Genomic DNA, 26,803 nt, shown 5'->3' with positions numbered 1-26,803 from the left:
AAACCCCGTGCCGGGGCACGGGGTTTGTGAGCATGGCGCAGCCCTGCGGGCTGGTCATAACAGCAGGACGGCGGCGGATGCCATCACCTGTCAGGCACGGCCCGACTGTGCCGGGTCCGGTAGCCGCTGAACATCTCGCCTGGTTGGCCGCCGCTCAGTTGCGGCCGTGGCAGGCCTTGTACTTCTTGCCGCTGCCGCACGGGCACGGATCGTTGCGGCCAACCTTGTCGCCTTCGCGACGCAGGGTAACCGGCGCCTGTTCCTTGGCGCGCCAATAGCTGTATACCGCCAGCAGTGCGTCTTCGAACTCGCTCTTGAAGCCGTTCAGCTCGGTTTCGCCAAACTGCAGCAGCGCCGCTTCGCCGTCTTCGCCATCGAACATGCCGCCCAGCGCCATCACCGGCATCAGCAGGTCTTCGAAACCTTCGTCGTCGGCCGCTTCGAACCAGTCGGTCGGCACCACGTCCAGCGCGTACATAAAGGCATTGCACCACGGGCGGAAGTCGGCCTCTTCGCCGCCTTCTTCCTCGTACAGCACCATTTCCGGCAGATCGCCATCCGCCATGGCTTCGGCGGTGGCGTCGTAGAATTTCTGCAGCAGCACGCGTACTTCGGCTTCATTTTCGGCATTGTCGAAAGCCGGCGCATCGCCCAGCACTTCCGGCAGCCAGGTATCGATATCCAGGCGATCCGGCCCGCACACCAGCGCGGCGAAGAAACCCTGCACTTCATCCGGACGCATGGTGGTGCCGGCCTGCGACAGCGGGGTCAGCAGCAGTTCCAGGCGGGTGAGGTCGGCCTCGTCGAATTGGGTCATGATCAATCTCCATCAATAATGGCGCGCATTGTAGCCGATCGTTTCAGTTTAGTCGGCTTCCGTCATGGTGGCCGCCGCGCAAGTCAGCGGCATGACCATAAAAAAGCCCCGCAGCTGCGGGGCAATCAGGGACAACCGGCCTGCTCAGGCCGTCTTGCTCTCTTCCAGGCCCAGCTTCTGCTTCATCTGCTGGCGCATCATGAATTTCTGGATCTTGCCGGTGATGGTCATCGGAAAGCTGTCGACGAACTCGATGTAACGCGGAATCTTGTAGTGCGCGATCTGGCCGTCACAGAAGGCGCGGATCTCTTCCACGGTGCAGCTTTCGCCATCGCGCAGCCGTATCCACGCACACAGCTCCTCGCCGTACTTGGCATCCGGCACCCCCACCACCTGCACGTCCTGCACCTTGGGATGACGGTAAAGAAATTCCTCGATCTCGCGCGGATACACGTTCTCGCCGCCGCGAATCACCATATCCTTCACCCGGCCGACGATATTGCAGTAGCCGTCGGCATCCAGCACCGCCAGGTCGCCGGTGTGCATCCAGCCGGCGGCGTCGATGGCTTCGCGGGTTTTCTCCTCGTCGCCCCAGTAACCCAGCATCACCGAGTAACCGCGGGTGAGCAGCTCGCCGGTTTCGCCGCGCGGCACGATGCGGCCTTGCGGATCGACAATCTTCACTTCCACATGCGGGTGGATGCGGCCAACGGTGGCCACCTTTTTTTCCAGCGGCGTGTCGGTGTAGCTCTGGAAGCTGACCGGGCTGGTCTCGGTCATGCCGTAGGCGATGGTGACTTCGGCCATGTGCATCTGCGCCACCACCCGCTTCATCACCTCGATCGGGCACGGGCTGCCGGCCATGATGCCGGTGCGCAGCGTGGACAGGTCGAACTCGGCGAAGCGCGGGTGATCCAGCACCGCGATGAACATGGTCGGCACGCCGTGCAACGCAGTGCATTTTTCTTCCGCCACCGTCTGCAGCACCGCCAGCGGCTCGAAGGCCTCCGACGGGAAGACGATGGTGCTGCCGTGGGTGAGGCAGGCCAGTACGCCCAGCACCATGCCGAAGCAGTGGTACAGCGGCACCGGAATGCACAGCCGGTCGTGTTCGGTCAGCCGCATCGCCTCGCCGACGAAAAAGCCGTTGTTGAGGATGTTGTGGTGCGTCAGGGTGGCGCCCTTGGGGCTGCCGGTGGTGCCGGAGGTGAACTGGATGTTGATGGCGTCGTCGAACTGCAGCGTCTGCCCCAGTTCGACCAAGGCCTGACGTTCGCTGGCGGCGGGTTCGGTCAGCAGGCTGTCAAAGTTCAGCATGCCGGGCGTCGCCTCGTTGCCCAGGCGGATCACCCAGCGCAGATCGGGCAGCTTGGCTGCCTGCAACTGCCCCGGCTGGCTGGCGGCCAACTCTGGCGCCAGGTCGTTCAGCATCGCCAGATAGTCGCTGCTCTTGAAGCTGGGCGACAGCACCAGCGCGCGGCAACCCACCTTGTTCAGCGCGTACTCCAGCTCGCTACGGCGGTAAGCCGGGTTGATATTCACCAGCACCAGCCCGGCCTTGGCAGTGGCGAACTGCATCAACACCCATTCGGTATTGTTCTGTGACCAGATGCCGATGCGCTCGCCCGGCTGCAGCCCCAGCCGGCGCAGGCCACAGGCCAGCCGTGTCACCTGCTCGCCAAACTGGGCATAACTCCAGCGCACGCCCTGCTGGCGCACGATCAGCGCGTCGCGCCCGGCATGGCGCTGGCAGGCGGCATCGAAAAACTGGCCGATGGTCTGGCCGATCAGCGGCTGCTCGCTGCCGCCATGTACGTAACTGGCTGTGAGGGTCATGGTGAGGTCTCTCCGCTTGGCGATGCTGTTGTCGTTTTGCAGATAACTTACTATTACGTTAACGTAAGCTCAAGTACTTGTCGGGCAGTAGGGACAAAAAACGCTACAATCGCGCCAGACCAACAGGAACCACCATGAGCGAAGAACGCCTCTTTACCATTTCCGATCTCGCCCGCGATTTCGACATCACGCTACGCACTATCCGTTTCTACGAAGAACAGGGCCTGATCGAGCCACAGCGCGAAGGCCGCCAGCGCCTGTTTACCCACCGCGATCGCGCGCGACTGAAGCTGATCCTGCGCGGCAAGCGCATTGGTCTGGCGCTGTCGGAGATCCGCGAGATTCTGGACCTGTACGAACTGGCGCGCGACGAGGCCAGCCAATCGCTGAAACTGCTGCAGCTGCTGTCCGACCGCAAGCTGCAGCTGGAAGAGCAGCGCCAGGATATCGACGCGGTGCTGGCCGAGATCGACATCCTGGAAAGCCACTGCCGTCAGGTAATCGACACCATGACCGGCAAGGACGCCACACCCTGAGTCGTTGTAGACCATCCGCTGTGGATGGTTTTGTCATTGCGTATTGACGTTAACGTAAGCGTAATTCAAGATAAGACCATCAGCGGGGTGAAAAGCAGCTATCAAGAAGCCATGCGCCGCCACCCCGCACCGAACACAGAGGAGAGAAACATGTACAGCAGCCTGCGCTTTGACTTTGGTGAAACCTACGACATGCTGCGCGAAACCGTGCGCGACTTCGCCCAGAGCGAGATCGCGCCGCGTGCCGCCGATATCGACCGCGACAACCTGTTCCCGGCCGACCTGTGGCAGAAGTTCGGCGACCTGGGCCTGCTGGGCATCACCGTGTCGGAAGAGTACGGCGGCGCCAACATGGGCTACCTGGCGCACATGATCGCCATGGAAGAAATCTCCCGCGCCAGCGCCTCGGTAGCCCTCTCCTACGGCGCGCACTCCAACCTGTGCGTGAACCAGATCTATAAGAACGGCAATGCCGAGCAGAAGCAGAAATACCTGCCCAAGCTGATTTCCGGCGAACACGTCGGCGCGCTGGCCATGTCCGAGCCGAACGCCGGCTCCGACGTGGTGAGCATGAAACTGAAAGCCGACAAGGTGGACGGCGGCTACCTGCTGAATGGCAGCAAGATGTGGATCACCAACGGCGGCGATGCCGACACCCTGGTGGTATACGCCAAGACCGACATCAACGCCGGCCCGAAAGGCATCACCGCCTTCATCGTGGAAAAGGGTTTTAAAGGCTTCAGCCACGGCAGCAAGCTGGACAAGCTGGGCATGCGCGGCTCCAACACCTACCCGATCTTCTTTGACGACTGTTTCGTGCCTGCGGCCAACGTGCTGGGCGGCGAAGGCAACGGCGTCAAGGTGCTGATGAGCGGTCTGGACTTCGAACGCGCGGTGCTGTCCGCCGGCCCGCTGGGCATCATGCAGGCGTGCATGGACGTGGTGGTGCCGTACCTGAATGACCGCAAACAGTTCGGCCAGGCCATCGGCGACTTCCAGCTGATGCAGGGCAAGCTGGCCGATATGTACGTGAAGCTGTCCGCCAGCCGCGCCTACGTCTACGCCGTGGGCCAGGCACTGGACCGCGGCGAATCCGGCCGTCAGACCCGCAAGGATGCCGCCGGCGCCATCCTCTACGCCGCCGAGAACGCCACCCAGATGTCACTGGACGCCATCCAGTGCTTGGGCGGCAACGGCTACATCAACGAATACCCCACCGGCCGCCTGCTGCGCGATGCCAAGCTGTACGAAATCGGTGCCGGCACCAGCGAGATCCGCCGCTGGCTGATCGGTCGCGAGCTGATGGCCGAAACCCGCTGATTTTTGCCACAGAACCCACGGCACAACCCATCCCCCGACCCCTGGCAGTGCGTGGAAGTGGCTTCCATGCCTGCCGTGGCTTCCGTGGCCGGAATAAAAGGTTCTTACCCATGCCAGTAATCGAATCCAAGCTCTCCCCCCGCGCCGCCGACTTCCAGGCCAATGCCGCCAAGATGCATGCCATCGTGGCCGATCTGAAAGACAAGGTCGCCCGCGCTGCGCTGGGTGGCGGCGACAAGGCGCGCGACAAGCACGTGGCACGCGGCAAGCTGCTGCCGCGCGAGCGCATCAACCTGCTGCTCGACCCCGGCTCGCCGTTCCTGGAGCTGTCGCAGTTGGCCGCATACGGCATGTATGGCGATGACGCGCCTGGCGCCGGAGTGATTACCGGCATCGGCCGCATCAGCGGCATCGAATGCCTGGTCGTGGCCAACGATGCCACCGTCAAGGGCGGCACCTACTACCCGATGACGGTGAAAAAGCACCTGCGCGCGCAGGAAATCGCCCGCGAAAACCGCCTGCCCTGTGTCTACCTGGTCGATTCCGGCGGCGCCTTCCTGCCGCTGCAGGACGAGGTATTCCCCGATCGCGACCACTTCGGCCGCATCTTTTTCAACCAGGCCCAGCTGTCCGCCGCCGGCATCCCGCAGATCGCGGTGGTGATGGGCAGCTGCACCGCCGGCGGCGCCTACGTGCCGGCGATGAGCGACGAGACGGTGATCGTCAAGGACCAGGGCACCATCTTCCTCGGCGGCCCGCCGCTGGTGAAAGCCGCCACCGGCGAGGTGGTGACAGCGGAAGAACTGGGCGGTGGCGACGTGCATACCCGGATTTCCGGCGTGGCCGACCATCTGGCGCAGAACGATGCCCACGCGCTGGGCATCGCCCGCCGCATCGTGTCCGACCTCAACTGGCGTAAGCAGGGCGAGCTGGATCGCAGCGAGCCGCGCCCGCCGCGCTACGCCGCCGACGAAATTTACGGTGTGATTCCGGCCGACGCGAAAAAGCCGTTCGACGTGCGCGAGATCATCGCCCGGCTGGTGGACGATTCCGACTTCGACGAATTCAAGCAGAACTACGGCACTACCCTGGTCACCGGCTTTGCCCGTCTTAACGGCTACCGTGTCGGCATCATCGCCAACAACGGCATCCTGTTCAGCGAATCCGCGCTCAAGGGCGCGCACTTCGTCGAGCTGTGCTGCCAGCGCGGCATCCCGCTGATCTTCCTGCAGAACATCACCGGTTTCATGGTCGGCAAGAAATACGAGAACGGCGGCATCGCCAAGGACGGCGCCAAGCTGGTCACCGCGGTGGCCTGCGCCAGCGTGCCCAAGTTCACCGTGCTGATCGGCGGCAGCTTCGGCGCCGGCAACTACGGCATGTGCGGCCGCGCCTACTCGCCGCGCTTTTTGTGGATGTGGCCGAATGCCCGCATCTCGGTGATGGGTGGCGAACAGGCCGCCGGCGTACTGGCGCAGGTGAAAAAGGAACAGCTGGGCGACGCCTTCACCGCGGAGCAGGAAGAAGCGCTGAAAGCGCCGGTGCGCGAACAGTACGAGCAGCAGGGCCACCCCTACTACGCCAGTGCGCGGCTGTGGGACGACGGCGTGATCGACCCGGCGCAGACGCGCGAGGTGCTGAGCCTGGCGCTGGAAGCGACACTGTCGGCGCCGGTGGAAAAAACGCGCTTTGGCGTGTTCCGCATGTGATGTTCCAACCCGCCGCCAGTAGCGCCAGCATGGACAACCACCGCGGTAATGACCGCCAGGTCCGTGGCAAATAAAGAAAGGGTTTTCCAATGACTTACAGCACCCTGGAAATCGAACGCGCCGGCCAGATCGCCACCGTGTGGATGAATCGCCCGGAGCTGCACAATGCGATGAACGAGCACCTGATCGGCGATCTGGCAGCGGCGTTCCGCGAGCTGAACCACGACGACAGCGTGCGCGTGATCGTGCTGGCCGGGCGCGGCAAGAGCTTCTCCGCCGGCGCCGATCTGGACTGGATGCGCCGCGCCGCCGGCTACAGCGAGGCGCAGAACCTGGAAGACGCCGGCAAGCTGGCGGCGATGCTGAAAGGCATTTACCGCAGCAAGAAGCCGGTGATCGCCCGCATCCATGGCGCCGCCATGGCCGGCGGCACCGGCCTCACCGCGGTGTGCGACATCGCCATCGCCACCCCGGGCGCCAAGTTCGCGCTGACCGAGGTGCGACTGGGCTTGATCCCGGCCACCATCGGCCCGTACGTGGCGGACGCCATCGGCTGGCGCCAGGCACGGCGCTACTTCCTCAGCGCCGAGCGCATCGATGCCGCCAGTGCGCTGCGCATCGGCCTGGTGCACGAAGTGGTGGACGAGGCGCAGCTGGATGCCCGCGTGGCCGAGGTAGCCGCCGAACTGTGCCGCGGCGGCCCGCACGCTCTGTCCGCCGCCAAGGAGCTGCTGGGCGCACTGCGCGACAGCTCGCCGTTTGCCGACGAACTGCTGTCCGACACCGCGCACCGCATCGCCGCCATCCGCATCACCGAAGAAGCGCGCGAGGGGCTGGCGGCCTTCTTCGACAAGCGCCCGCCACGCTGGAACAAGGACTGAGCACCCTGCCCCTGCGGCCAACGTTGGCCGCAGGGAGCACACATGGACGCAGGATGGGCAAGCATCGCGCGCCAGCCAGCAACACCAGCTTGGTGGGCACGGCCGGATAGCCTTAGCCCACCCGATGCTCGAGTACCGCCACTGTAGGGTGGGCAAAGCGCAGCGTGCCCACCATGCCCGGACCATTGCAGGGCAGACACAAGAAAAGGGATCAACCCGATATGTTCACCAAGATTCTGATTGCCAACCGCGGCGAAATCGCCTGCCGCGTGATCAAGACCGCCCGCGCCATGGGCATCCGCACCGTGGCGGTGTATTCCGATGCCGACGCCAGCGCCCGCTTTGTCAAACTGGCGGATGAAGCCTACCGCCTGGGGCCGGCGCCGGCCGCCGAGTCCTACCTCAAGGCCGATCTGATCCTCGACCTTGCCAAGCAAAGCGGCGCACAGGCAGTGCATCCGGGCTACGGCTTCCTGTCGGAGAACGAAGACTTCGCTGCCGCCTGCGAGGCCGCCGGCATCGCCTTCATCGGTCCGCCGGCTTCCGCCATCGCCGCCATGGGCAGCAAGTCCGCCGCCAAGGCGCTGATGGAAAAAGCCAACGTGCCGCTGGTGCCCGGCTACCACGGCGACAATCAGGATGAACAGTTCCTGAAGGCCGAAGCCGACAAGATGGGCTACCCGGTGCTGATCAAGGCCAGCGCCGGCGGTGGTGGCAAGGGCATGCGCATCGTGGAGCGCAGTGACGACTTTATCGCCGCGTTGGCCAGCTGCCAGCGCGAGGCACGCGCCAGCTTCGGCGACGACAAGGTGCTGGTGGAGAAATACCTGACCCGCCCGCGCCATGTGGAAATCCAGGTGTTCGCCGACAGCCTGGGCGGCTGCGTCTACCTGTTCGAGCGTGACTGCTCGGTGCAGCGCCGCCACCAGAAAGTACTGGAAGAAGCCCCGGCGCCGCACCTGCCGGCCGAAACCCGCCAGGCAATGGGCGAAGCGGCGGTGGCTGCCGCGCGCGCCGTCGGCTATGTCGGCGCCGGCACCGTGGAATTCATCATGGACGTGGAGTCGGGGCAGTTCTACTTCATGGAAATGAACACCCGCCTGCAGGTGGAGCATCCGGTTACCGAGATGATCACAGGCCAGGATCTGGTGGCGTGGCAGCTGAAAGTGGCCTGCGGCCAACCTTTGCCGCTGCAACAGCAGCAGCTGGCGATCCACGGCCACAGCATCGAGGCGCGTATCTACGCCGAAGACCCGGACAAGGGCTTCCTGCCGGCCACCGGCACGCTGGTGCACCTGCAACCACCGGCGGAATCCGCCCACGTGCGCGTCGATACCGGCGTGCTGCAGGGCGATACCATTTCGCCGTTCTACGACCCGATGATCGCCAAGCTGATCGTGTGGGGCGAAACGCGCGAGGCGGCACTGCAGCAGCTGGACGCCGCGCTGGCCGCCTACCAGGTGGTGGGCGTCACCACCAATATCCGCTTCCTGCGCCGCATTGCCGCCAACCCGGCGTTTGCCAGCGGCGACGTGGACACCGGCCTGATCGCCCGTTACCACGACAGCTTGCTGCCCGTCCCCGCCGCACCGTCCAGCGAGCAGCTGGCGCTGCTGGCAGTGGGCGAAACGTTGGCCGCAGCCAGCGGCGACAGCCACGCCTTCGGCGCGCTGCAGGGCTGGCGCCTGAACGGCACGCTGGAGCGCCGCCTCGGCTTTGCCCATGGCGAGCAGCGTTGCGACGTGCTGCTGCGTTACGACGGCAAGGACTTCGTGCTCAATATCGGCGATGACACTTTCCACGCCAGCGCCAGCCTGCAAGGCTCGCGCCTTGCGACCAAGCTTGGCGGCAAGCAGCTGCAGGCCACCCTGGTGCGCCACGGGCTGCAGCGCGTGCTGTTTGCCGACGGCGAGCGCATTGCCGTGGACTACCACGACCCTTACGCCTATGAAGAAGCAGGCGTGCACGGCGAGACCCATCTCAAGGCACCGATGCCGGGCCGCGTGGTGGCACTGCTGGCCGAAAACGGCCAGACTGTCGCCAAGGGCGAGCCGCTGCTGATCCTGGAAGCGATGAAGATGGAACATACCATCGCCGCGCCGGCAGACGGCAAGGTGCTGGCGTTCTACTTTGCCGCCGGCGAGCAGGTCAGCGACGGCGACGAGCTGGTGGATTTCGAGGCGGACTGAGTCACGATGCAGCGTTATCAGCCACTGCAAGGCAATGACAGGAGCGGCAAGCGGGCCGCGTGGCTGATAGTTGTGGCCGGATTACTGTTTACAGCAATCCATTGCTACGACTTGTATTACGACATCGCGGCCCGCCCTCCCCTTGCAGGGTGGGGAAAGCTCTATGAGTGGTTAGCCGAGTCACCACAAAAGTTAAAAATACCATCCAGGTACAGTGGTGTATTGCACGCTTTGGAGCCGCTCATTCCGATCGGCATCACATCAACGTTGCTGCAGATGTTCTGGATAGCAATTGGCTTGGTAATCATCCGCCTTGGCTTTTGGCTGCGCCGTTATTGATGGCCAGATCCACTAGTGAACAATTTGCGAGATACAACATGACCCACGTAAAAATCGTCGAAGTCGGCCCGCGCGACGGGCTGCAGAATGAAAAGCACACCGTCGCGCTGGCCACCAAGCTGGAGCTGATCCACAAGCTGGCCGCCAGCGGCCTGAGCTGCATCGAGGCCGGCGCCTTCGTGTCGCCGAAGTGGGTGCCGCAGATGGCCGACAGCCTGCAGGTGCTGCAGGCGCTGGATATGGACAGCCACATCGACTACCCGGTGCTGGTGCCCAACGACAAGGGGCTGGATGCGGCGCTGGAAGCCGGCGTGCGCGAGATCGCGGTGTTCGGCGCCGCCAGTGAGGCGTTCAGCCACAAGAACATCAACGCCAGTATTGCCGAGAGCCTGCAGCGCTTCGAGTCAGTGATGAAACGCGCGCTGGCGGCCGGCATCAAGGTGCGCGGCTATGTGTCCTGCGTGCTGGGCTGCCCGTACGAAGGCGACATCGCCCCGTACAAGGTGGCCGAGGTGGCGCGGGCGCTGTACAACATGGGCTGCTACGAGATTTCGCTGGGCGACACCATCGGCGTGGGCACGCCGAACAAGGTAACGGCGATGCTGGATGCAGTGACGGAAGTGGTGCCGGTGACCAAGCTGGCCGGCCATTTCCACGACACCTACGGCATGGCGATTGCCAACATCCACACCGCGCTGCAGGCCGGGGTGCGTACCTTCGACAGCTCGGTGGCCGGCCTGGGCGGCTGCCCGTATGCCAAGGGCGCCTCCGGCAACGTGGCCACCGAAGACGTGGTGTATCTGCTGCACGGGCTGGGTTATCACACCGGGGTGGATCTGGACAAACTGGCCGATACCGCCTGGTTCATTGCCGAGGCACTGGTGCGCGAACCGGGCTCCAAGTATGCCAAGGCCCGCGGCTACAGCCCGGCATGAAGCCGATTCAGCGGGGATGCGGCGGCGGCGGGCTTGCCAGCGCGGCCATCACCTCGTCGTCGCTGACCTGCTCAAAATGACGATAAAACTGGCCGACGGCGGAAAAACCATGCGGCACCTGCAGGCACACCACAGTGTCGGCCACCTGCCGGACCCGCCGCAGGGTGTCCGCCGGTGCCACCGGCACCGCGCACACCAGCCGCGCCGGCTGCTGTCGCCGCAACGCCTGCAAGGCGGCCAACATGGTGGCGCCGGTGGCCAGACCGTCATCCACCACGATCACCAGCCGTCCGGCCACCGGCACCGCCGCCCGCACCGGGGTATAGCTGGCGCGGCGCTGGCGGATCACCGCCAACTGACGCTGTGTTTCCTCCCGGATGTAACCCGGGTCGATGCTGGCCGCCAGTGCGTCCAGATACACCGCGCCGCTTTCGTCCACCGCGCCGATGGCCAGCTCCGGCGACCACGGCGCGCCCAGCTTGCGCACCAGCACCACGTCCAGCTCGCCCTGCAGCCCGTCGGCGATCTGCCGCGCCATCGGCACCGCGCCGCGCGGGATGCCCAGCACCAGCGGCTGTTGCCCGCGGTAGCCGGCCAGCGCCTGCAGCAGTTGTGCCGCGGCTTGTTGACGATCGGTAAACATGCGGCACCTCCAGCGTATCAGCGGCCGATGCTTCGTTATACCCGCTGCGGCCAACCTTGCCGGCTAGGCGTTGCCGCGATAGCCCAGCAGGGTGGAGACGTTGGCCGCACAGCCGCGCAGCTGCTGCGCCAGCGTGCCGTGCCAGTCCGGGTCGAACTCGGCCGCCGGCCCCAGCGTGGTGATCACCAGCGCCAGCTGGCCGCCGTTGTCGAACACCGGCGCCGACAGCGCATTGATGCCGGCCAGCGGGTAGCCCACCGCACGCGCCATGCCGTGCGCACGCACTTCGGCCAGCATGGCGGCCACATCCGGGCGCTCGGCCGCCGGCTTGTGCGCCAGCTCCTGCTGTTGCAGCTCGGCAGTGAGATGCGCCGGCAGGTAGGCGGCAAACACACGGCCGGTGGCGGAATCCAGCAGCGACATCACGCTGCCGGCGCGCATATTGATGTGCACGATGCGGTTGCATTCCTGGATGCGCACCACGGTGGGACCGTGGTTGCCCCACACCGCCAACGCCACGTTCTGCTGGATCGCCAGCGACAGCATGGCGGCCTGCTCGCTGGCCACCTTGATGGCGTCCAGCTCGTGCAGCGCGGTCAGCCCCATCTGCAAGGCGAAGCTGCCCAGCTGGTACAGGCCGGTGACGCTGTCCTGCTCGATCAGCCCCAGCTTGCCGAAGCTCACCAGGTAGGGATGCGCCTTGGCCGGCGGCATGCCGGCCTCGCGCGCCAGGTCTTTCAGCATCATCGGGGTGCCGAAGCGCACCAGGGTTTGCAGCAGCGCGCCGCCCACTTCAATGGACTGGATGCCGCGGCGAGTGTCTTTTTCGAGTTCCATGATCTGCAGTCGTATGGCGGATTCGCGGGCAAGTGTAGCAGCCCTGTGACGGTTACGTTATTCGTTAATAGCAAATCGATTGATCATTATCTAATCTTGTCGTATGGTTCCACCCGCAGCCAGACCTGCACGCACCGGGAGACAACACCATGCTGATCAACAAAATCCACCACGTGGCCTATCGCTGCAAAGACGCGAAAGAAACCGTGGAGTGGTACGTAAAACACCTGGACATGAAATTCGTGCTCGCCATCGCCGAGAACGAAGTGCCGTCCACCAAGGCGCCGGACCCGTACATGCACGTGTTCCTGGATGCCGGCCAGGGCAATATCCTGGCCTTCTTCGAGCTGCCCACCCGCGCCGAGATGGGCCGCGACCCGAACACCCCGGCCTGGGTGCAGCACCTGGCGCTGGAGGTGGACAGCATGGACACGCTGCTGGCCACCAAGGCGCGGCTGCAGGCGGCCGGCATCGACGTGATCGGCCCCACCGACCACACCATTTTCCAGTCGATCTATTTCTTCGACCCCAACGGTCACCGCCTGGAACTGGCCTGCAACACCGCCACCCCGACAATGCTGCAGATGCTGGATGATGTGAAATGGGACATGCTCAACGAGTGGGCAGTGACCAAGAAAGCGCCGCAGCATGCGCGCTGGATGCACGACGGCAGCTACAAGGAGCAAAACTGACATGAAACTCGCCACCCTGAACCACGGCGGCCGCGACGGCACACTGGTAGTCGTCAACCGCGCCCTGACCCGCTGCTGCACCGTGGGCCACATCGCCGCCACCCTGCAGGCAGCACTGGACAACTGGCATGACTGCGCGCCGCAACTGCACGTGGTGTACGAACAACTGAATGCCGGCACTGCGGCCAACATGCAGCCGTTCGACCAGCACCAGTGCGCCAGTCCGCTGCCGCGCGCCTACCAGTGGGCCGACGGCTCCGCCTACATCAACCACGTGGAGCTGGTGCGCAAGGCGCGCGGTGCCGAGCTGCCGGCCAGCTTCCATACCGACCCGCTGATGTACCAGGGCGGCTCCGACCGCTTCATCGGCCCGCGCGACGAAGTAGTCGCCGCCGAAAGCTGGGGCATCGACTTCGAGGCCGAAGTGGCGGTGGTCACCGGCGACGTGGCGCTGGGCGCCAGCGTGGACGATTGCGCCCGCGCCATCCGCCTGGTGATGCTGGTCAACGACGTCAGCCTGCGCAACCTGATTCCGAACGAGCTGGCCAAGGGCTTCGGCTTCTTCCAGAGCAAGCCGGCATCGGCATTCTCGCCGGTGGCGGTAACCCCGGACGAGCTGGGCAGCGCCTGGCACGACAGCAAGCTGCACCTGCCGCTGACCGTGGCGCTGAACGGCACCGTGTTCGGCCAGCCCAATGCCGGCGTGGACATGACCTTCAACTTTGCGCAGCTGGTGGCGCACGTGGCCAAGACCCGCGAGCTGGGCGCCGGCTCCATCATCGGCAGCGGCACGGTGTCCAACAAGCAGGGCGACCTGTGGGGCTCCAGCGTGGAAAACGGCGGCGTCGGCTACTGCTGCCTGGCGGAGGTACGCATGTACGAGACCATCGAACAGGGCCAGCCGCGCACCGCCTTCATGAAACACGGCGACCGCGTGCATATCGAGATGTTCGATGCCGCCGGTCACAGCATCTTTGGCGCCATCGACAACACCGTGCGCGCCATCCCGGGCTAAGCCCCGCCCTGCCCCCGTGCCGCGGGGGCAGTAAATGACACCGCTGCGGCCAACGTTGGCCGCAGCTGCCGCGGTCGCCACCTTGATCGCGGCACTGCAGTACACTGCCCCATCCGCATAAATCGCAGCAACCTGCCCCACCAGAGGAGAACGCACAATGCAGGCACCGGATACCCCGCTGTGGCAACCCAGCGCGTCGCGCATCGCCGCCAGCCACCTGACCGCCTTCGGCAAGCTGGCCGCCCTGGCCGATAACCGCGCCTACCCGGACTACGCCAGCCTGTGGCAAGGCAGCGTCAGCCAGCCCGGCCGCTTCTGGAACCATGTGTGGGATTACTGCGGCGTGGTGGGCGACAAGGGCAGCATTGCGCTGCAGCACGACGGCAATATGCGTGATGCGCGCTTCTTTCCGGAAGCCCGGCTCAACTACGCCGAGAACCTGCTGCGCCGCCGCGACGACACGCTGGCGGTGACGTTCTGGGGTGAAGACCAGGTCAAGCGCGAGCTGAGCTGGTGGGAGCTGAACGACCTGGTGTCGCGCCTGCAGCAGGCGATGCAGGTGCACGGCATCCAGCCGGGCGACCGCGTCGCCGGCTACATGCCCAATATGCCGGAAACCCTGGCCGCCATGCTGGCGGCCGCCAGCCTGGGCGCGGTGTGGACCAGCTGCTCGCCGGACTTCGGCACCGACGGCGCCATCGACCGCTTCGGCCAGACCGCACCGCGGCTGCTGTTCTGCCCGGACGGCTACTTCTACAACGGCAAGCGCATCGACATCGCCGACAAGCTGCAGGTGATTGCCGCCGGCCTGCCGTCGGTGGAAAAAATCATCGTGGTGCCCTATGTCGGCGACAGCGACGAGCTGGCCGCCAGCCTGCCGCACGCGGTGACGCTGGACGGCTTTGTCGCCGGGCTGGTGGGTAGCCGGGTAGAGTTCACCCCGCTGCCGTTCAACCACCCGCTGTTCATCCTGTACTCCAGCGGCACCACCGGCAAACCCAAGTGCATCGTGCATGGCCACGGTGGCACCCTGCTGCAGCACCTGAAGGAACACCAGCTGCACGCCGACATCCACGCCGGCGACCGCCTGTTCTACTTCACCACCTGCGGCTGGATGATGTGGAACTGGCTGGTATCCGGCCTGGCCAGCGGCGCCACGCTGATGCTGTTCGACGGCTCGCCGTTCGCCAAGGGCGGCCGCGTGCTGTGGGACTACGCCCAGGCCTACCGCTGCACCCACTTCGGCACCTCGGCCAAGTACATCGACGGCCTGCGCAAGATCAACCTGCAGCCGGGCCGCGACTACGACCTCACCTGCCTGCGCGCGGTGTTTTCCACCGGCTCACCACTGGTGGCGGAAAGCTTCGACTGGGTGTACCAGGCGATCAAGGCGGATATCAACCTGGCGTCCATTTCCGGCGGCACCGACATCGTGTCCTGCTTTGCGCTGGGCTGCGCCAGCCTGCCGGTGTACCGCGGCGAGCTGCAGTGCCGCGGCCTGGGCATGGCGGTGGAAATCTGGAACGACGCCGGCAAGCCGGTGCGCGGCGAGAAGGGCGAACTGGTGTGCACCCAGCCGTTCCCGTCGATGCCGGTGGGCTTCTGGGGCGACGACAGCGGCGAGAAATACCGCAAGGCCTATTTCGAGCGCTACGCTGACACCTGGTGCCACGGTGACTACGCCGAGCTGACCGCACACGATGGCATGATCATCTACGGCCGCTCCGACGCGGTGCTGAACCCGGGCGGCGTGCGCATCGGCACCGCCGAGATCTACCGCCAGGTGGAAACCTTCGACGCGGTGCTGGAAAGCATCGTGGTGGGCCAACGCTGGCTGGACGACGAACGCGTGGTGCTGTTCGTCAAGCTGCGCGAGGGCCAGGAGCTGGACAACGAGCTGGTTGGCCGCATAAAGGACAAGATCAAGAACGGCGCCAGCCCGCGCCACGTGCCGGCCAAGATCATCGCCGTGGCCGACATCCCCAAGACCATCAGCGGCAAGATCGTGGAGCTGGCGGTGAAAAACGTGATCCACAACGAGCCGGTAAACAACCTGACCGCGCTGGCCAATCCGGACGCGCTGCAGCTGTTTGCCAACCTGCCGGAGCTGCAGGCTTAGGCTGCGGCCAACCTTTGCCGGCCGGCAGCCTGGCCGGCGCTCACGCGCAAGCGCCAGCCATCCGGTTGGCGCTTGTTGCATGCGGCGGCCCGCCGCGCCGGTGACTACCGCCAGCAGGCCCGCCACACAAAAAAAAACGGCACCACGCGGGTGCCGAAAACGTCGAAACAGGGAGAGCACTGCACTAGCACACCACCACACCTGCCTGGCGGCAGCGCCACGATGCCACCAGGCAGGAACGGTCAGTTACGATTCTGATAGTTCTTGTAGTTGGCCGCGGTCACCAGCTCGTACGGCACCCAGATCATGCTGGGCACCTTCTCGCCGGCCGCCAGCCGGATCGCCGCATCCACCGCGCCCTTGCCCTGGGCTGCGGCGTCCTGGAATACCGTTACCTTCATGTCGCCAGTCTTCATCGCGTTCAGCGCATCCTGAGTGGCGTCGATGCCGGCGACCACGGTCTTGTCCAGCTTGCCGGAAGACTTCAGCGCCTGGATCGCGCCCAGCGCCATTTCGTCGTTGTTGGCCACTACGGCATCGAACTTCAGGCCGGCGGTCATCCAGTTCATCACCAGATCGCGGCCTTCGGTACGCGACCACTTGGCGGTCTGCTTTTCCACCACCTTGATGCCGTTGCACGGCGCCTTGGCCATCACCTCTTCCGCGTACTTGGTGCGCAGCCGCGCCTCCTGCGTGGCCAGGTCGCCCATCATGATCACCACGCTGCCCTTGCCGTTGAGCTGGCGGCACACCTCTTTCATCTGAATGGTGCCGGACACCGAGTCATCCGAGCCGACAAACGCCACTTTCGGCGGCAGGGTCTTGTCGGTGGGCATGCGGTTGACGAACACCAGCGGGATGCCGGCAGCCTGCGCCAGCTTGGTGATCTTGGGCGTGGTGCTGGTATCCACCGCGCTGACCACGATGGCGTCCACCTTCTGCGCGATGAAATTCTGCACCTGGCTGATCTGGCGGCCAACGTCGTTCTGCGCGTCCTCCAGCTGCAGGTTCACCCCCTTCTGGCTGGCGGCGTAACTCTTCATGTTGTTGCGCAGAATGGTCAGGAAATTGTTGTCGAAGGTAGCCATGGTCACGCCCAGCCGGGCGGCGGAGGCCGGCATGGCCTGCATGGCAAGGGAAACCAGCACCACAGAACCAGCATGTTTGATGAAACGTTTCATTGGTGTATCTCCTGTATTTTATTTAAGTACCACCGAATTACCTGCCGCCTCCCCGCAGGAAGACCGCCGGAAAATGACGCTGTTTCAGACTGCTACTGCGTTGCCCGTCCGCGCCGGCAACAGGCACCGCATGGCCAGCGGCGCGGACGGACGGTTATGACTACTGCGGTGACCACTAGCGGCCGCGGATGTCGGCCAGCGCCACCGGGCGGCGCTCGGTCACCGAGGCAATGCAGGCCAGCGCGATTTCCAGCGCCGCCTTGGCATCCGCCCCGTCCGGGCCGCTGTTGCGGCCGCTGCGCACCGAGGCCACGAAGGCATGCAGCTCGGCGGTGTAGCCGTCGATGAAATGGTCGGTATCCAGCCGCCAGGTATCGTTGGAAACACCATCCTTGTCGAACAGCGTCATGCTGGAGCGGCGCACATCGCCCATGCTGATCATGCCGCCGGAGCCGAATACCTCGCCACGGATGTCGTAGCCATAGGTGGCGCAGAAGTTGGCCTCCGCGACTGCCACCGCACCATTATCAAAACGGATGGTAACCACCGCGGTATCCAGAAAACCCTTGTCCTTGAAGTCCGGGCGCACCAGCGCGTCGGCCACCGCGTACACCTCGGTCGCCCGAGCGCCGGCGTTCAGCCACAGCAGGGTATCGAAGTCGTGGATCAGGGTTTCGAAGAACACCGTCCACGACGGGATGCGCGCCGGGTCGGCGCCAAACGGGCCCGGGTCGCGGGTCAGCGAGCGCAGCAATTGCGGCGTGCCGACCTTGCCGGCCTCGATCGCCGCCTTGCCGTCGGCAAAGGCGCGGTCCCAGCGGCGGTTGAAGCCCACCTGCAGCGGCACCCCGGCCTCGCGCGCCGCGGCGATGGCCAGCTCGGCGTCCGCCAGCGTCAGCGCCATCGGCTTTTCGCAGAACACCGCCTTGCCGGCGCGGGCGGCGGCGACCGCCAGGTTGGTATGGAAACGTGCCGGTGTGGCGATGATCACCGCCTCGATCGCCGGGTTGGCCAGCAGCTCATCGACATCGGTGTAGGCCAGCGGGCATTCCAGCTTGTCGGCCAACTTCGCGGCGGCACCGGGCGCCGGGTCAGCGATGGCGGCCAGGGTGGCGTTTTTCAGGCGGCGGGCAACGATCTCGGCATGCGAGGCGCCGATGCGGCCGGCGCCAATCAGCGCCACGGCGACAGGTTTGGTGGAAGACATGTCTCACTCCTTTATGTTGTGGGGGATGAATGCAGCAGCTGGCTCAGGCCGGCAGCGTGAAGGCGTCGCGGAAGCGGCGCAGCGCCAGCTCGTCGTCGCCGGAGGCAAATGCTTCTAGGCCGATGCTGCCGCGGTAGCCCAGCGCCTGCAGCGCCCGGGCGATGGCCGGATAGTTGATCTCGCCGGTACCCGGCTCGCAGCGGCCGGGTACGTCGGCGACCTGGATTTCGCCGATATGCGGCGCACACTTGTGCAGCAGCTCGATCAGGTTGCCCTCGCCGATCTGGGCGTGGTACAGGTCGAGCATCAGCTTGAGGCCGGGGCGGTTCACCGCCGCCACCAGCGCCAGGCAGTCTTCGGCGCGGGCAAACGGCACGCCGGGGTGATCCACCGCGGTATTCAGGTTTTCCAGCACGAAGGTCACCCCATCGCGCTCGCCCAAGTCCGCCAGCTGATTGAGGGTGTCGCGCGCCTGCAGCCACATGGAGCCGCTGACGTGGTGCGCCGGCTGCACCGGCAGGCCCTTGTTGTCCAGCCCGGTGCCGTGCAGGTTCAGCCGCGGAATACCCAGCGCCTTGGCCACCGGGATCGATTCGCGCGCGGTGTGCAGCAGCTGCTCGGCACCGGCAGCGTCGGCCAGCGTGCCGCGGATGTAGCCGGTCATCGAGGAGAAGGTGGCGCCGGTACGCACCAGCGCATCGATGTCGTGGCGGGTCCAGTCCCAGATTTCCACCTGGAAGCCCAGGTCGTGAATGCGGTGAATACGCTCCACGATGGGTAAATCGCGAAACACCATTTCGGCACATACCGCCAGCGTGAACGGGCTGGCTTGCTGCTGATCCTGACTGCTCATCTCAATCTCCAAGGTGTATTCAGGCTTGGCCGACACTGTGCGGCCCTTGCGCTTGCAACCGGTTGCAAACCTATTGCTAAAACCGGCGGCCCTGGCCGCATCACGGCCCACGACCGGGTGGGCGACGCGGCGGCGCAACATGCCGCCCATTTATGCTACCGGTTGCAAAAACCGGCAGACTGCCGGCCGAGCGGCCTGGCAGCGAGCGCGCCGGCTTGTGGCCTTGCTCGCTGCCAGCGCTTTGCTACCGGTTGCAATAGCGTTACATTAGTAGCCGCCTCGACACGAAGTCAAGAAATAATTTTCTTTTAAAATTACAATCGGAAAATAAATTCCACGGAGGCAACATGAGCAAATCCAGCCGCGCCACGGCGGCAGATGTGGCACGTGCCGCCGGCGTGTCGAAATGGACGGTCACCCGTGCCTTCACCCCCGGCGCATCCATCGCCGAACACAGCCGCGAACGCGTGCTGCAGGAGGCTGCCAAGCTGGGCTACCGCCCCAACCTGCTGGCGCGCAGCCTGGCGACCAAGACCACCAATCTGGTGGCAATCCTGGTAGACGATTTTGCCAACCCATACAAACTGCCGGTGCTGGAAGTGCTGACCCAGGCGCTGCAGGCCGAGCAGATGGCCGCGGTGCTGATCAACATCAACCAGCACTTCGATCATCTATCCGCCATCCTGGATGCCGACCAGCGCCAGGTAGACGCGGTGATCCTGGTCGGCACCGACTTCAAGGACGAGGCGCTGAACGAGCAGGCGCTGCCCGCTTCGCGCCCGCCGCTATATGTGCTGGCGCGGGAAAGCACCATCGCGCACATCCCGGCGGTGTCTTGCGATGCCAGGGTGTCGATGGCCGAGATCAACCAGCACCTGTGGCAGCGCGGCTACCGCCGCCCCGGCTTCATGTCCGGGCCACGCTCGCTGTCCACCGCGCTGGGACGCAAACAGCATTTCAACACCTTCTGGCAGCCACACTGCGGCGCCCCGGTGCCGGAGCTGCGCGCCGGCAGCTACGACCGCAATGCCGCGGCGCAGGTGCTGCGCGCCTACCTGCAGCACACCTCGGCGGCTGAGCGTATCGACGTGCTGATGTGCGAAAACGATGCGCTGGCCATTGGCGCCATCGAAACCGCGCGCCATGAATTCGGCCTGCGCGTACCGCAGGATCTGGCCATTGTCGGTTACGACGGCGACGAGCTGGCGGCCACACCGTCGTTCAACCTCACCAGCTACCGCCAGCCGCTGCCGCAGATGGTCGCGGCGCTTATCCGCATGCTGAAAGGCGAACTGCCGCCGCAGTCGCTCAACCTGCCGGGCGAGCTGCTGATCCGTGGCTCGACCTGAGCGCCGCTACACGTTGGCCGGGGTGTAGGTGATGAACGGCAGGCTGTTCTGCAGCGAGCCGCGCGCCGCCTTGTCCTGAATGGCGGTCACCATCGCCTCCACCAGCCGGCTGGCCAGCCATTCCTGCGGGTGCGACAGCACCATGTTGATGCGCCGCTCGATCAGCGCCTGCCGCGTCACCGCGGTCAGGTCCAGGCACACCGTCACCAGCCCCGGCGGTGGATTGCCGTCCTTCAGCGCCTGCAGCACGCCCTCGATGCCGCCGCCGGCGATATAGATGCCGGTCAGGTCCGGGTGCTGCTTCAGCAGCTCCAGCGTTGCCGACTGCGCCAGGTGGATGTCTTCCAGGCTGATCAGCGTTTCCAGCACCTGGAACTGCGGCGCGAACTCGCGGAAATAGGAGCGGAAGCTCATCTCGCTCTGCTCCTGGCACAGGTAGCGGTGGCTGCCGACGATCACCCCCACCTTGCCCGGCGCCGGGCTGATGGTGGAAATGGCCCACGCCGCGGTGCGGCCAACCTTGCGGTGGTCGATGCCGACATAGCCGCTACAGCTGACGGCGGTGAGGTCGGAAATCAGCGCGAACACCGGGATGCCGCGCGCCGTGATGTCGTCGATGGCCTGGCTGACCAGCGGGTGATCGGCCGCCACCAGCGCAATGGCGTCCACCTTCTTGCTCAGCTCGTACAGCTTGGCCACCACGTGCTCCGGCGTCAGCTCGTCCAGAAACGCCACCAGCGCCTTGCCGGCGGGCTGCATCTGCGTCCGGGTCGTCGCCTCCAGCACGCTGCCCAGCTCGCTGTAGAAGTGGGTGCTGCTCTTTTGCAGGATAAAGCCCAGCCGGTAGCCGGCGGTGCGCTCGTCCAGCCGGTCGCGGATCAGGCTGGCGCGGCGAAAGCCCAGCTTCTCGGCTGCCGCCAGCACCCGCTCCGCCGTCTCCTGGCTGACGCTGGCGCGCTTGTTGATCACCCGGTCCACCGTGGCCAGCCCCACCCCGGCCTCTCTGGCCACATCCGTCATTGTCGGCCCCATGCCGCTGCCCTCCATCATGAGGTTTTTTATCAAATATATCGCAGGATGTCGTGATAGCTACTGATGCAAAATGAGGCATCAGGATTGTGCCTTTCACGTTGCTGATTATACTCGATTTACCGAGCAACAGCCTTGATTGGCAACAAGTTGTTACGGCCGCTTCATCTAGACAAACATACACATGAGGATGATAAAAAATGATAAAAAACATGAAAGCACGGAACTACAGTCTCGAAGGGCCGTGCGGCCAAGAAGCCGCCGCCAAAGGGCTGGTCTCGGCACAGTGGTTTGCCTGCCAGGTAGACCGCAAGCAGATGAAGCAGCTGATGCAGCGCGACGACTGGCAGGCGCTGAAATACCTGGGCAGCTGGCTGGCGCTGCTGCTCGGCAGCGGCGTGCTGGCCTACCACGCCTGGGGCACGCCGTGGGCGGTGCCGGCCTTCCTGCTGTACGGGCTGCTGTATTCCGCCGGCGAGCACGGCTCGCACGAGCTGTCGCACGGCACACCGTTTCGCACTGGCTGGCTGAACACCTTCTTCTTCCAGCTCACCTCCTTCCTGGCGCTGCATGAAACCGTGTTCTGGCGCTGGAGCCACGCCCGCCACCATACCGACACCATCATCGTCGGCAACGACCGCGAAATCGCCTTTCCGCGCCCGGTAAAACTGGCCGGGCTGCTGGCCGACTTCTTCTTCCTCAAGTCCGGCAGCATCGAATTGCTGCGCACCATCCGCCACGCCTTCGGCAGCGTCAGCAGCGCCACCCGCTCCTTCGTGCCGGCGTCCGAGGTTGGCCGCATGATCCGCGCCAGTCAGGTCTACACGCTGATCTTCGCCGCCACCATCGCCGCCTGCATCTACAGCGGCAGCATCCTGCCGGCAATGTTCATCGTGCTGCCGCGCTTCTACGGCTCACCGCTGACCCAGGTGTTCAACATCACCCAGCACGCTGGCCTGGCCGAGGACGTGCTGGACCACCGCCTGAACACCCGTACCGTGATCTTCAACCCGCTGTTCGCCTTCCTGTACATGAAGATGAACTACCACGTGGAGCACCACATGTTCCCGATGGTGCCGTTCTACAACCTGCCCAAGCTGCACGCGCTGATCCGCGAGCAGTGCCCGCCAGCCCACCCCGGCCTGGCCGACGCCTACCGCGAGATCATTCCGGCGCTGTGGCGCCAGCGCAGCGACCCCGGCTACACCATCCCGCGCCAGCTGCCGCCACTGCCGACCAGTCACGGCGTTGCGGCCAACCCTGAAGCCGTGCGCAGCTACGCCTGAACACCGACAACAGCGCCGGCCAACGCCGGCGACACCCACCCCGAGGAGCCCCACCATGAGCCACTGGATCGCCGCCTGTGATGTCGATGACATCGAGCAGGAAGACGTACTGCGCTTCGACCACGCCGGCCGCACCTATGCCATCTACCGCGCGCCGGATGACCAGTTCTACGCCACCGCCGGCACCTGCACCCACGAAAAAGTGCATCTGGCCGACGGCCTGGTGATGGACCACATCATCGAATGCCCGAAGCACAACGGCCGCTTCGACTACCGCAGCGGCAAGGCGCTGGGCGCGCCGGTATGCGTCAACCTGCAGACCTACCCGGTGAAGCTGGAAGGCGGCCGGGTGTGGATCGCACTGGCCGACGCCTGAACGGAGCCGCGCCATGAACCATCCCGCCCCCATCATCATCGTCGGTGCCGGCCATGCCGGCGGCCGCGCCGCGCTGGCGCTGCGCGAACAGGGCTACGCCGGCCGCCTGCTGCTGATCGGCGACGAGTCGCACCTGCCGTACGAGCGCCCGGCGCTGTCCAAGCAGCTGCTGCTGGACAGCCAGCCGGCGGACGCCTGCCACATCGGCAGCGCCGAGCAGTACCAGACACAAGCCATCGAGCGGCTGGCCGGCGTGCGCGTTGCCGCCATCCAGCCGCAGGCGCGGCGCATTCGCCTGCACGACGGCCGCGAGCTGGATTACCACCGGCTGCTGCTGGCCACCGGCGGCCGCGCGCGCCATGCCAGCTTGCCGGGAGCCGATCTCGCCGGCGTGCAGCTGCTGCGCACGCTGGACGACGCCGCCGCTCTGCGGCCACGGCTGCACACCGGGCAGCGGCTGCTGGTGGTCGGCGGCGGTTTCATCGGCCTGGAAGTGGCCGCCAGCGCGCGGCAGCTGGGCTGCGCAGTGACGGTGCTGGAAGCCGGCGACAGGTTGGCCGCACGCGCCTTGCCACCGCTGATTTCCGAAAAACTGCTGGCGCTGCACCGCGCGCGTGGTGTGGAAGTGCGCCTTGGCTGCCAGATCGCGGCCTTCCGCGGCGACGGCAGCGTCAGCGCGGTGGCGCTGGCCGATGGTGAGCTGCTGGCCTGCGACACGGTGCTGGTCGGCATCGGCATCCAGCCCAACACCGAGCTGGCCGCCGCCGCCGGGCTGGCGGTGGGCAACGGCATCCGCGTCGATGCCCGGCTGCGCACCAGCGACGCGCACATCTACGCGGTGGGCGACGCCTGCGAGTTTCCCTGCCCCGTCAGCGGCCAGCCGCAGCGGCTGGAAACCTGGCGCAACGCCGAGGAACAGGGCCGCCACGTGGCGCGCACCCTGCTGGGTGCCGACGACGCCTATGCCGCGCTGCCGTGGTTCTGGTCCGACCAGTTCGACCACAGCCTGCAACTGGCCGGCCAGCTGCAGGCTGCGGCCAACTGTGTAACCCGTGCGCTGCCGGATGACGGCGTGCTGCTGTTCTACCTCGATACGGCGGAGCGCCTGCAGGGCGCCTGCGGCTGGGGCGCCGGCAACAGCATCGCCCGCGACATCAAGCTGGCGGAGATGCTGATCCGCAGCGGCAAGGCGCTGTCCGCCGCCGCGCTGGCCGACCCGGCCTGCAGCCTGAAATCCCTGCTAAAAGGAGTGACCAGTGTCTAAGCCGTTGCTGATCTTTCAATCGATGTGGGCGATGGAAGGCATCCATCCCCACGGCCACACCGCCAGCGTGGAGGACAACCTGCAGCAGCTGGCCGCCGCCGGTTTCGACGGCTTTACCGACCACTACTACCGGCGCACGCACGTGCAGCGGCTGGCGGCCAGCGCCCGGGAGCTGGGGCTGCAGGCCGAGGGCCAGGTGTTCCCCACCGACATCGACGGCCTGCAGCCGGCGCTGGAGATGGGCAGCGAGTTCGGCTGCCACCACATCACCATCCAGGCCGACCTGCGCCCGCGCACGCTGCGCGAGGCGATCCGCGTGCTGGAAGGCTGGCAGCGGCTGGCGGAGCAGGTGGACTTTCCGGTGCTGGTGGAAACCCACCGCTACCGGCTGACCAACGACCTGCTGTTCACGCTGGACGTGCTAGAGCAGCTGCCCGACCTCAAGCTGCTGGCCGACCTGTCGCACTACGTGGTGGCGCGCGAGTTGCCGCTGCCGCCGGCGGCGGCGGACCAGCAGCAGATGCACACCATTCTGGATCACAGCTGGGGCTTTCACGGCCGGGTATCCAACGGCCACCAGGTGCAGGTGCCGCTGCGCTTTGCCCAGCACCAGCCGTGGCTGCAGCAGTTCCAGCACTGGTGGCGCTACGGCATGCACAGCTGGCGAGCGCGCGCGGCGGCGGGCGACACGCTGTCGTTCACCTGCGAGCTGGGGCCGGCGCCGTATGCCATCACCGGCGCCGACGGGCTGGACATCACCGACCGCTGGCAGGAGTCGCTGCAGCTGAAAGCTATCGTCGAGCAGTTGTGGCATGAAGTAACCGTGCCGGCAGCCGCCATACCCTAAGCCGGCACGCGCAGGCCAGCGCCAGGCTACGGCTGCTGGCCATCGGCGGCCGCTGCGGCCAACCCTGGCTGCCGCAGGCGCACGGCGGCGCTCAACAGCCACGCCAGCGCGATCAGCGCCAGCGCCACGGCAAAGGTGGTGTGCAGGCCGTGCGCCACCAGCGCCGGGCTGGCGGTGCTGCCGCCACCGCTGGCGGCAAACACTGCCCCCATCAGCGCCGCGCCGCTGATCAGCCCCAGATTGCGCGCCAGATTGAGCATGCCGGACATCAGCCCGCGCTGCGCCACATCGATGGCGGCCATGGCCTGGGTATTGTTGGCGGTCTGGAACAGCGCATAGCCGGCGGTCAGCAGCGCCATCGGCAGCAGATAGCCCGCCACGCCGAAGCGCAGCGGCAGCACCGCCAGCAAGCCGCAGGCCAGCGCGATGGCGGCCAGCGCCAGCAGCACCATACGCGCCGCGCCCAGGCGGTCGACCAGGCGCCCGGCCGGCACCCCGCTCAGCGCCGCCACCAGCGGCCCCACCGCCACCACCATGCCCACCGTCCCGGTGGCCAGCCCCAGCGCCTGCGCCAGATAGAACGGCCCCACCACCAGCGTGGCCATCAGCACCGTGGACACCAGCAGGCTGCTGGCCAGGCTGCTGCGCAGCACGGGCTGGCGGAACAAGCGCAGCTGCAGCAAGGGCGATGTCACCCGCGCCTCGGTGTACACAAACAGCCCGCCGCCCAGCAATGCCGCCGCCAACAACGCCAGGTTGCGGCTGCCGAACTGGCCGCGTCCCAGCGTCAGCGCCAGCGCATAGGCGGCCAGGGCGGCGGCCAGCAGCAAGGTGCCGGCAATATCGAAATCTCGCCATTGCCGCACCGGCTTGCGGCCAACCTGCGGCAGGTGGCGCCACGCCAGCCACAGCGCCAGCCCCCCCAGCGGCACGTTGAGCAGGAAGATGGCGCGCCAGCCCAGCGCGGCGATCAGCACGCCGCCCAGCGACGGCCCCAGCGCGGTGCCCACCGCCGATGTGGTGCCCAGCAGCCCCATCACGCTGCCGGTTTTTTCCTTTGGCACCAGCTCGCCGACAAACGCCAGCGTCAGCGCCATCATCACCGCCGCGCCCAGCCCCTGCAGCACGCGGGCGGCGATCAGCAGCGGCAGCGTCGGCGCCAGCGCGCACAACAGCGACGCCAGGCTGAACAGCGCGATGCCGCCCAGCAACAGGCGGCGGCTGCCGAGCAGATCCCCCAGCCGCCCGACGCTGACGATCAGGCTGGTGATGGCCAGCAGGTAGCCGATCACCACCCACTGCACTTGCTGGAACGACGCCTGCCAGGCCACGGCCAGGGTCGGTAGCGCGATGTTGGCGCTGCTGGTGGCCAGCGAGGACAACAGCAGCGGCAGCGACAGGCCAAGCAAGGCCAGCCGGGGAGCCGCGGCGGCAACGTTGGCCGCACGCGCGGTAGACGGGGGGGGTGACATGATCTGGCTTCTCCACTAGGTAACTGCTGCCAGCATAGGCGGCGACCTGACATGGCGGAAGACGCATGGGT

General features: G+C 65.9%; 25 protein-coding genes and 1 pseudogene. 17 read left to right on the top strand and 9 right to left on the bottom strand.

Annotated features, from left to right (window positions below):
• Positions 1-154: 154 nt before the first annotated feature.
• Positions 155-817, bottom strand: a complete 663-nt coding sequence (locus ABNW52_RS05685) for a YecA family protein (protein ID WP_349585260.1) — start codon at positions 815-817, stop codon at positions 155-157.
• Positions 818-961: 144 nt separating this feature from the next.
• Positions 962-2,653 carry an AMP-binding protein gene (locus ABNW52_RS05680; protein WP_349585257.1) on the bottom strand — a complete coding sequence of 564 codons (1,692 nt, stop codon included), beginning with the start codon at positions 2,651-2,653 and terminating at the stop codon, positions 962-964.
• Positions 2,654-2,787: 134 nt separating this feature from the next.
• Between ABNW52_RS05680 and ABNW52_RS05675 the strand changes: the two genes are divergently transcribed.
• From ABNW52_RS05675 to ABNW52_RS05645, 8 genes and pseudogenes are all read left to right on the top strand, one after another.
• Complete coding sequence (locus ABNW52_RS05675; RefSeq protein WP_349585254.1) at positions 2,788-3,189, top strand: MerR family transcriptional regulator; 402 nt, start codon at positions 2,788-2,790, stop codon at positions 3,187-3,189.
• A 150-nt stretch (positions 3,190-3,339) separates the two neighbouring features.
• Positions 3,340-4,509 (top strand): isovaleryl-CoA dehydrogenase, encoded by a 1,170-nt coding sequence (locus tag ABNW52_RS05670; RefSeq protein ID WP_349585251.1) that lies wholly within the window; start codon positions 3,340-3,342, stop codon positions 4,507-4,509.
• Between the two features lie 110 nt (positions 4,510-4,619).
• Positions 4,620-6,218, top strand: coding sequence for a carboxyl transferase domain-containing protein (locus ABNW52_RS05665; RefSeq protein WP_349585248.1), 1,599 nt, complete (start codon positions 4,620-4,622; stop codon positions 6,216-6,218).
• Between the two features lie 89 nt (positions 6,219-6,307).
• Positions 6,308-7,099 carry an enoyl-CoA hydratase/isomerase family protein gene (locus tag ABNW52_RS05660; protein WP_349585245.1) on the top strand — a complete coding sequence of 264 codons (792 nt, stop codon included), beginning with the start codon at positions 6,308-6,310 and terminating at the stop codon, positions 7,097-7,099.
• A 221-nt stretch (positions 7,100-7,320) separates the two neighbouring features.
• A pseudogene (locus ABNW52_RS05655) lies at positions 7,321-8,634 on the top strand (acetyl-CoA carboxylase biotin carboxylase subunit); the annotation flags it as partial.
• Positions 8,632-9,288 carry a biotin/lipoyl-containing protein gene (locus ABNW52_RS18605; protein ID WP_465270724.1) on the top strand — a complete coding sequence of 219 codons (657 nt, stop codon included), beginning with the start codon at positions 8,632-8,634 and terminating at the stop codon, positions 9,286-9,288. The pseudogene ABNW52_RS05655 and the gene ABNW52_RS18605, both read left to right, overlap by 3 nt.
• Positions 9,289-9,294: 6 nt before the next feature.
• Positions 9,295-9,627, top strand: coding sequence for a hypothetical protein (locus ABNW52_RS05650; RefSeq protein WP_349585240.1), 333 nt, complete (start codon positions 9,295-9,297; stop codon positions 9,625-9,627).
• Between the two features lie 38 nt (positions 9,628-9,665).
• Complete coding sequence (locus ABNW52_RS05645; protein ID WP_349585238.1) at positions 9,666-10,562, top strand: hydroxymethylglutaryl-CoA lyase; 897 nt, start codon at positions 9,666-9,668, stop codon at positions 10,560-10,562.
• A 7-nt stretch (positions 10,563-10,569) separates the two neighbouring features.
• Here ABNW52_RS05645 and ABNW52_RS05640 read toward each other — a convergent pair whose 3' ends face one another.
• Together ABNW52_RS05640 and ABNW52_RS05635 are read right to left on the bottom strand one after the other, a co-directional pair.
• The gene (locus ABNW52_RS05640; protein ID WP_349585235.1) at positions 10,570-11,205 is read right to left on the bottom strand and encodes a phosphoribosyltransferase; all 636 of its coding nucleotides are present in this window, start codon (positions 11,203-11,205) and stop codon (positions 10,570-10,572) included.
• A 63-nt stretch (positions 11,206-11,268) separates the two neighbouring features.
• Positions 11,269-12,042 (bottom strand): IclR family transcriptional regulator, encoded by a 774-nt coding sequence (locus ABNW52_RS05635; RefSeq protein ID WP_349585232.1) that lies wholly within the window; start codon positions 12,040-12,042, stop codon positions 11,269-11,271.
• Positions 12,043-12,191: 149 nt separating this feature from the next.
• Here ABNW52_RS05635 and ABNW52_RS05630 point away from each other — a divergent pair, with 149 nt between their 5' ends.
• The 3 genes from ABNW52_RS05630 (at position 12,192) to ABNW52_RS05620 (ending at position 15,868) form a co-directional block, all read left to right on the top strand.
• Positions 12,192-12,734 (top strand): VOC family protein, encoded by a 543-nt coding sequence (locus ABNW52_RS05630; RefSeq protein WP_349585229.1) that lies wholly within the window; start codon positions 12,192-12,194, stop codon positions 12,732-12,734.
• A 1-nt stretch (position 12,735) separates the two neighbouring features.
• On the top strand, positions 12,736-13,749 hold the full coding sequence (locus tag ABNW52_RS05625; protein WP_349585227.1) for a fumarylacetoacetate hydrolase family protein: 1,014 nt from the start codon (positions 12,736-12,738) through the stop codon (positions 13,747-13,749).
• 157 nt (positions 13,750-13,906) lie between these two features.
• Positions 13,907-15,868 carry an acetoacetate--CoA ligase gene (locus ABNW52_RS05620; protein WP_349585226.1) on the top strand — a complete coding sequence of 654 codons (1,962 nt, stop codon included), beginning with the start codon at positions 13,907-13,909 and terminating at the stop codon, positions 15,866-15,868.
• 242 nt (positions 15,869-16,110) lie between these two features.
• Here ABNW52_RS05620 and ABNW52_RS05615 read toward each other — a convergent pair whose 3' ends face one another.
• The gene (locus ABNW52_RS05615) at positions 16,111-17,049 is read right to left on the bottom strand and encodes a sugar ABC transporter substrate-binding protein (protein WP_349585224.1); all 939 of its coding nucleotides are present in this window, start codon (positions 17,047-17,049) and stop codon (positions 16,111-16,113) included.
• Between ABNW52_RS05615 and ABNW52_RS05610 the strand changes: the two genes are divergently transcribed.
• On the top strand, positions 17,036-17,209 hold the full coding sequence (locus tag ABNW52_RS05610) for a hypothetical protein (protein ID WP_349585221.1): 174 nt from the start codon (positions 17,036-17,038) through the stop codon (positions 17,207-17,209). The genes ABNW52_RS05615 and ABNW52_RS05610 overlap by 14 nt on opposite strands.
• Before the next feature lie 15 nt (positions 17,210-17,224).
• On the opposite strand, the gene ABNW52_RS05605 is transcribed toward ABNW52_RS05610, so the two are convergent.
• Positions 17,225-18,256: a Gfo/Idh/MocA family oxidoreductase gene (locus ABNW52_RS05605; RefSeq protein WP_349585219.1), complete on the bottom strand. Its 1,032-nt coding sequence runs from the start codon at positions 18,254-18,256 to the stop codon at positions 17,225-17,227.
• 43 nt (positions 18,257-18,299) lie between these two features.
• Positions 18,300-19,109: a TIM barrel protein gene (locus ABNW52_RS05600; protein WP_349585216.1), complete on the bottom strand. Its 810-nt coding sequence runs from the start codon at positions 19,107-19,109 to the stop codon at positions 18,300-18,302.
• A gap of 347 nt (positions 19,110-19,456) precedes the next feature.
• On the opposite strand from ABNW52_RS05600, the gene ABNW52_RS05595 reads away from it, so the two are divergent.
• Positions 19,457-20,458 (top strand): LacI family DNA-binding transcriptional regulator, encoded by a 1,002-nt coding sequence (locus tag ABNW52_RS05595; RefSeq protein ID WP_349585213.1) that lies wholly within the window; start codon positions 19,457-19,459, stop codon positions 20,456-20,458.
• A 6-nt stretch (positions 20,459-20,464) separates the two neighbouring features.
• Here the strand turns inward: ABNW52_RS05595 and ABNW52_RS05590 are convergent, their stop codons facing one another.
• Entirely contained in the window at positions 20,465-21,508 is a 1,044-nt protein-coding gene (locus ABNW52_RS05590; RefSeq protein ID WP_349585211.1) for a LacI family DNA-binding transcriptional regulator, read from the bottom strand.
• Positions 21,509-21,699: 191 nt separating this feature from the next.
• Here ABNW52_RS05590 and ABNW52_RS05585 point away from each other — a divergent pair, with 191 nt between their 5' ends.
• Genes ABNW52_RS05585 through ABNW52_RS05570 form a run of 4 tightly spaced genes read left to right on the top strand, consistent with a single transcriptional unit; the run spans position 21,700 to position 25,260 of the window.
• A complete protein-coding gene (locus ABNW52_RS05585) occupies positions 21,700-22,773 on the top strand; it encodes a fatty acid desaturase (RefSeq protein WP_349585208.1) in 1,074 nt (357 codons plus the stop codon).
• Positions 22,774-22,828: 55 nt separating this feature from the next.
• Entirely contained in the window at positions 22,829-23,149 is a 321-nt protein-coding gene (locus tag ABNW52_RS05580) for a MocE family 2Fe-2S type ferredoxin (RefSeq protein WP_189372395.1), read from the top strand.
• A gap of 13 nt (positions 23,150-23,162) precedes the next feature.
• Entirely contained in the window at positions 23,163-24,413 is a 1,251-nt protein-coding gene (locus ABNW52_RS05575; protein ID WP_349585205.1) for an NAD(P)/FAD-dependent oxidoreductase, read from the top strand.
• A complete protein-coding gene (locus ABNW52_RS05570) occupies positions 24,406-25,260 on the top strand; it encodes a sugar phosphate isomerase/epimerase family protein (RefSeq protein WP_349585202.1) in 855 nt (284 codons plus the stop codon). The genes ABNW52_RS05575 and ABNW52_RS05570 overlap by 8 nt, the downstream gene beginning before the upstream one ends.
• Positions 25,261-25,286: 26 nt before the next feature.
• Here ABNW52_RS05570 and ABNW52_RS05565 read toward each other — a convergent pair whose 3' ends face one another.
• Positions 25,287-26,732 (bottom strand): MFS transporter, encoded by a 1,446-nt coding sequence (locus ABNW52_RS05565; RefSeq protein WP_349585199.1) that lies wholly within the window; start codon positions 26,730-26,732, stop codon positions 25,287-25,289.
• Between the last annotated feature and the right edge of the window lie 71 nt (positions 26,733-26,803).

The organism is Vogesella oryzagri (genome assembly GCF_040148885.1).
In the GTDB taxonomy this organism is placed as follows: Bacteria; Pseudomonadota; Gammaproteobacteria; order Burkholderiales; family Chromobacteriaceae; genus Vogesella; species Vogesella oryzagri.
The sequence above is the reverse complement of the archived record's forward strand: the minus strand, read 5'-3'. Positions and strand labels throughout refer to the sequence as shown.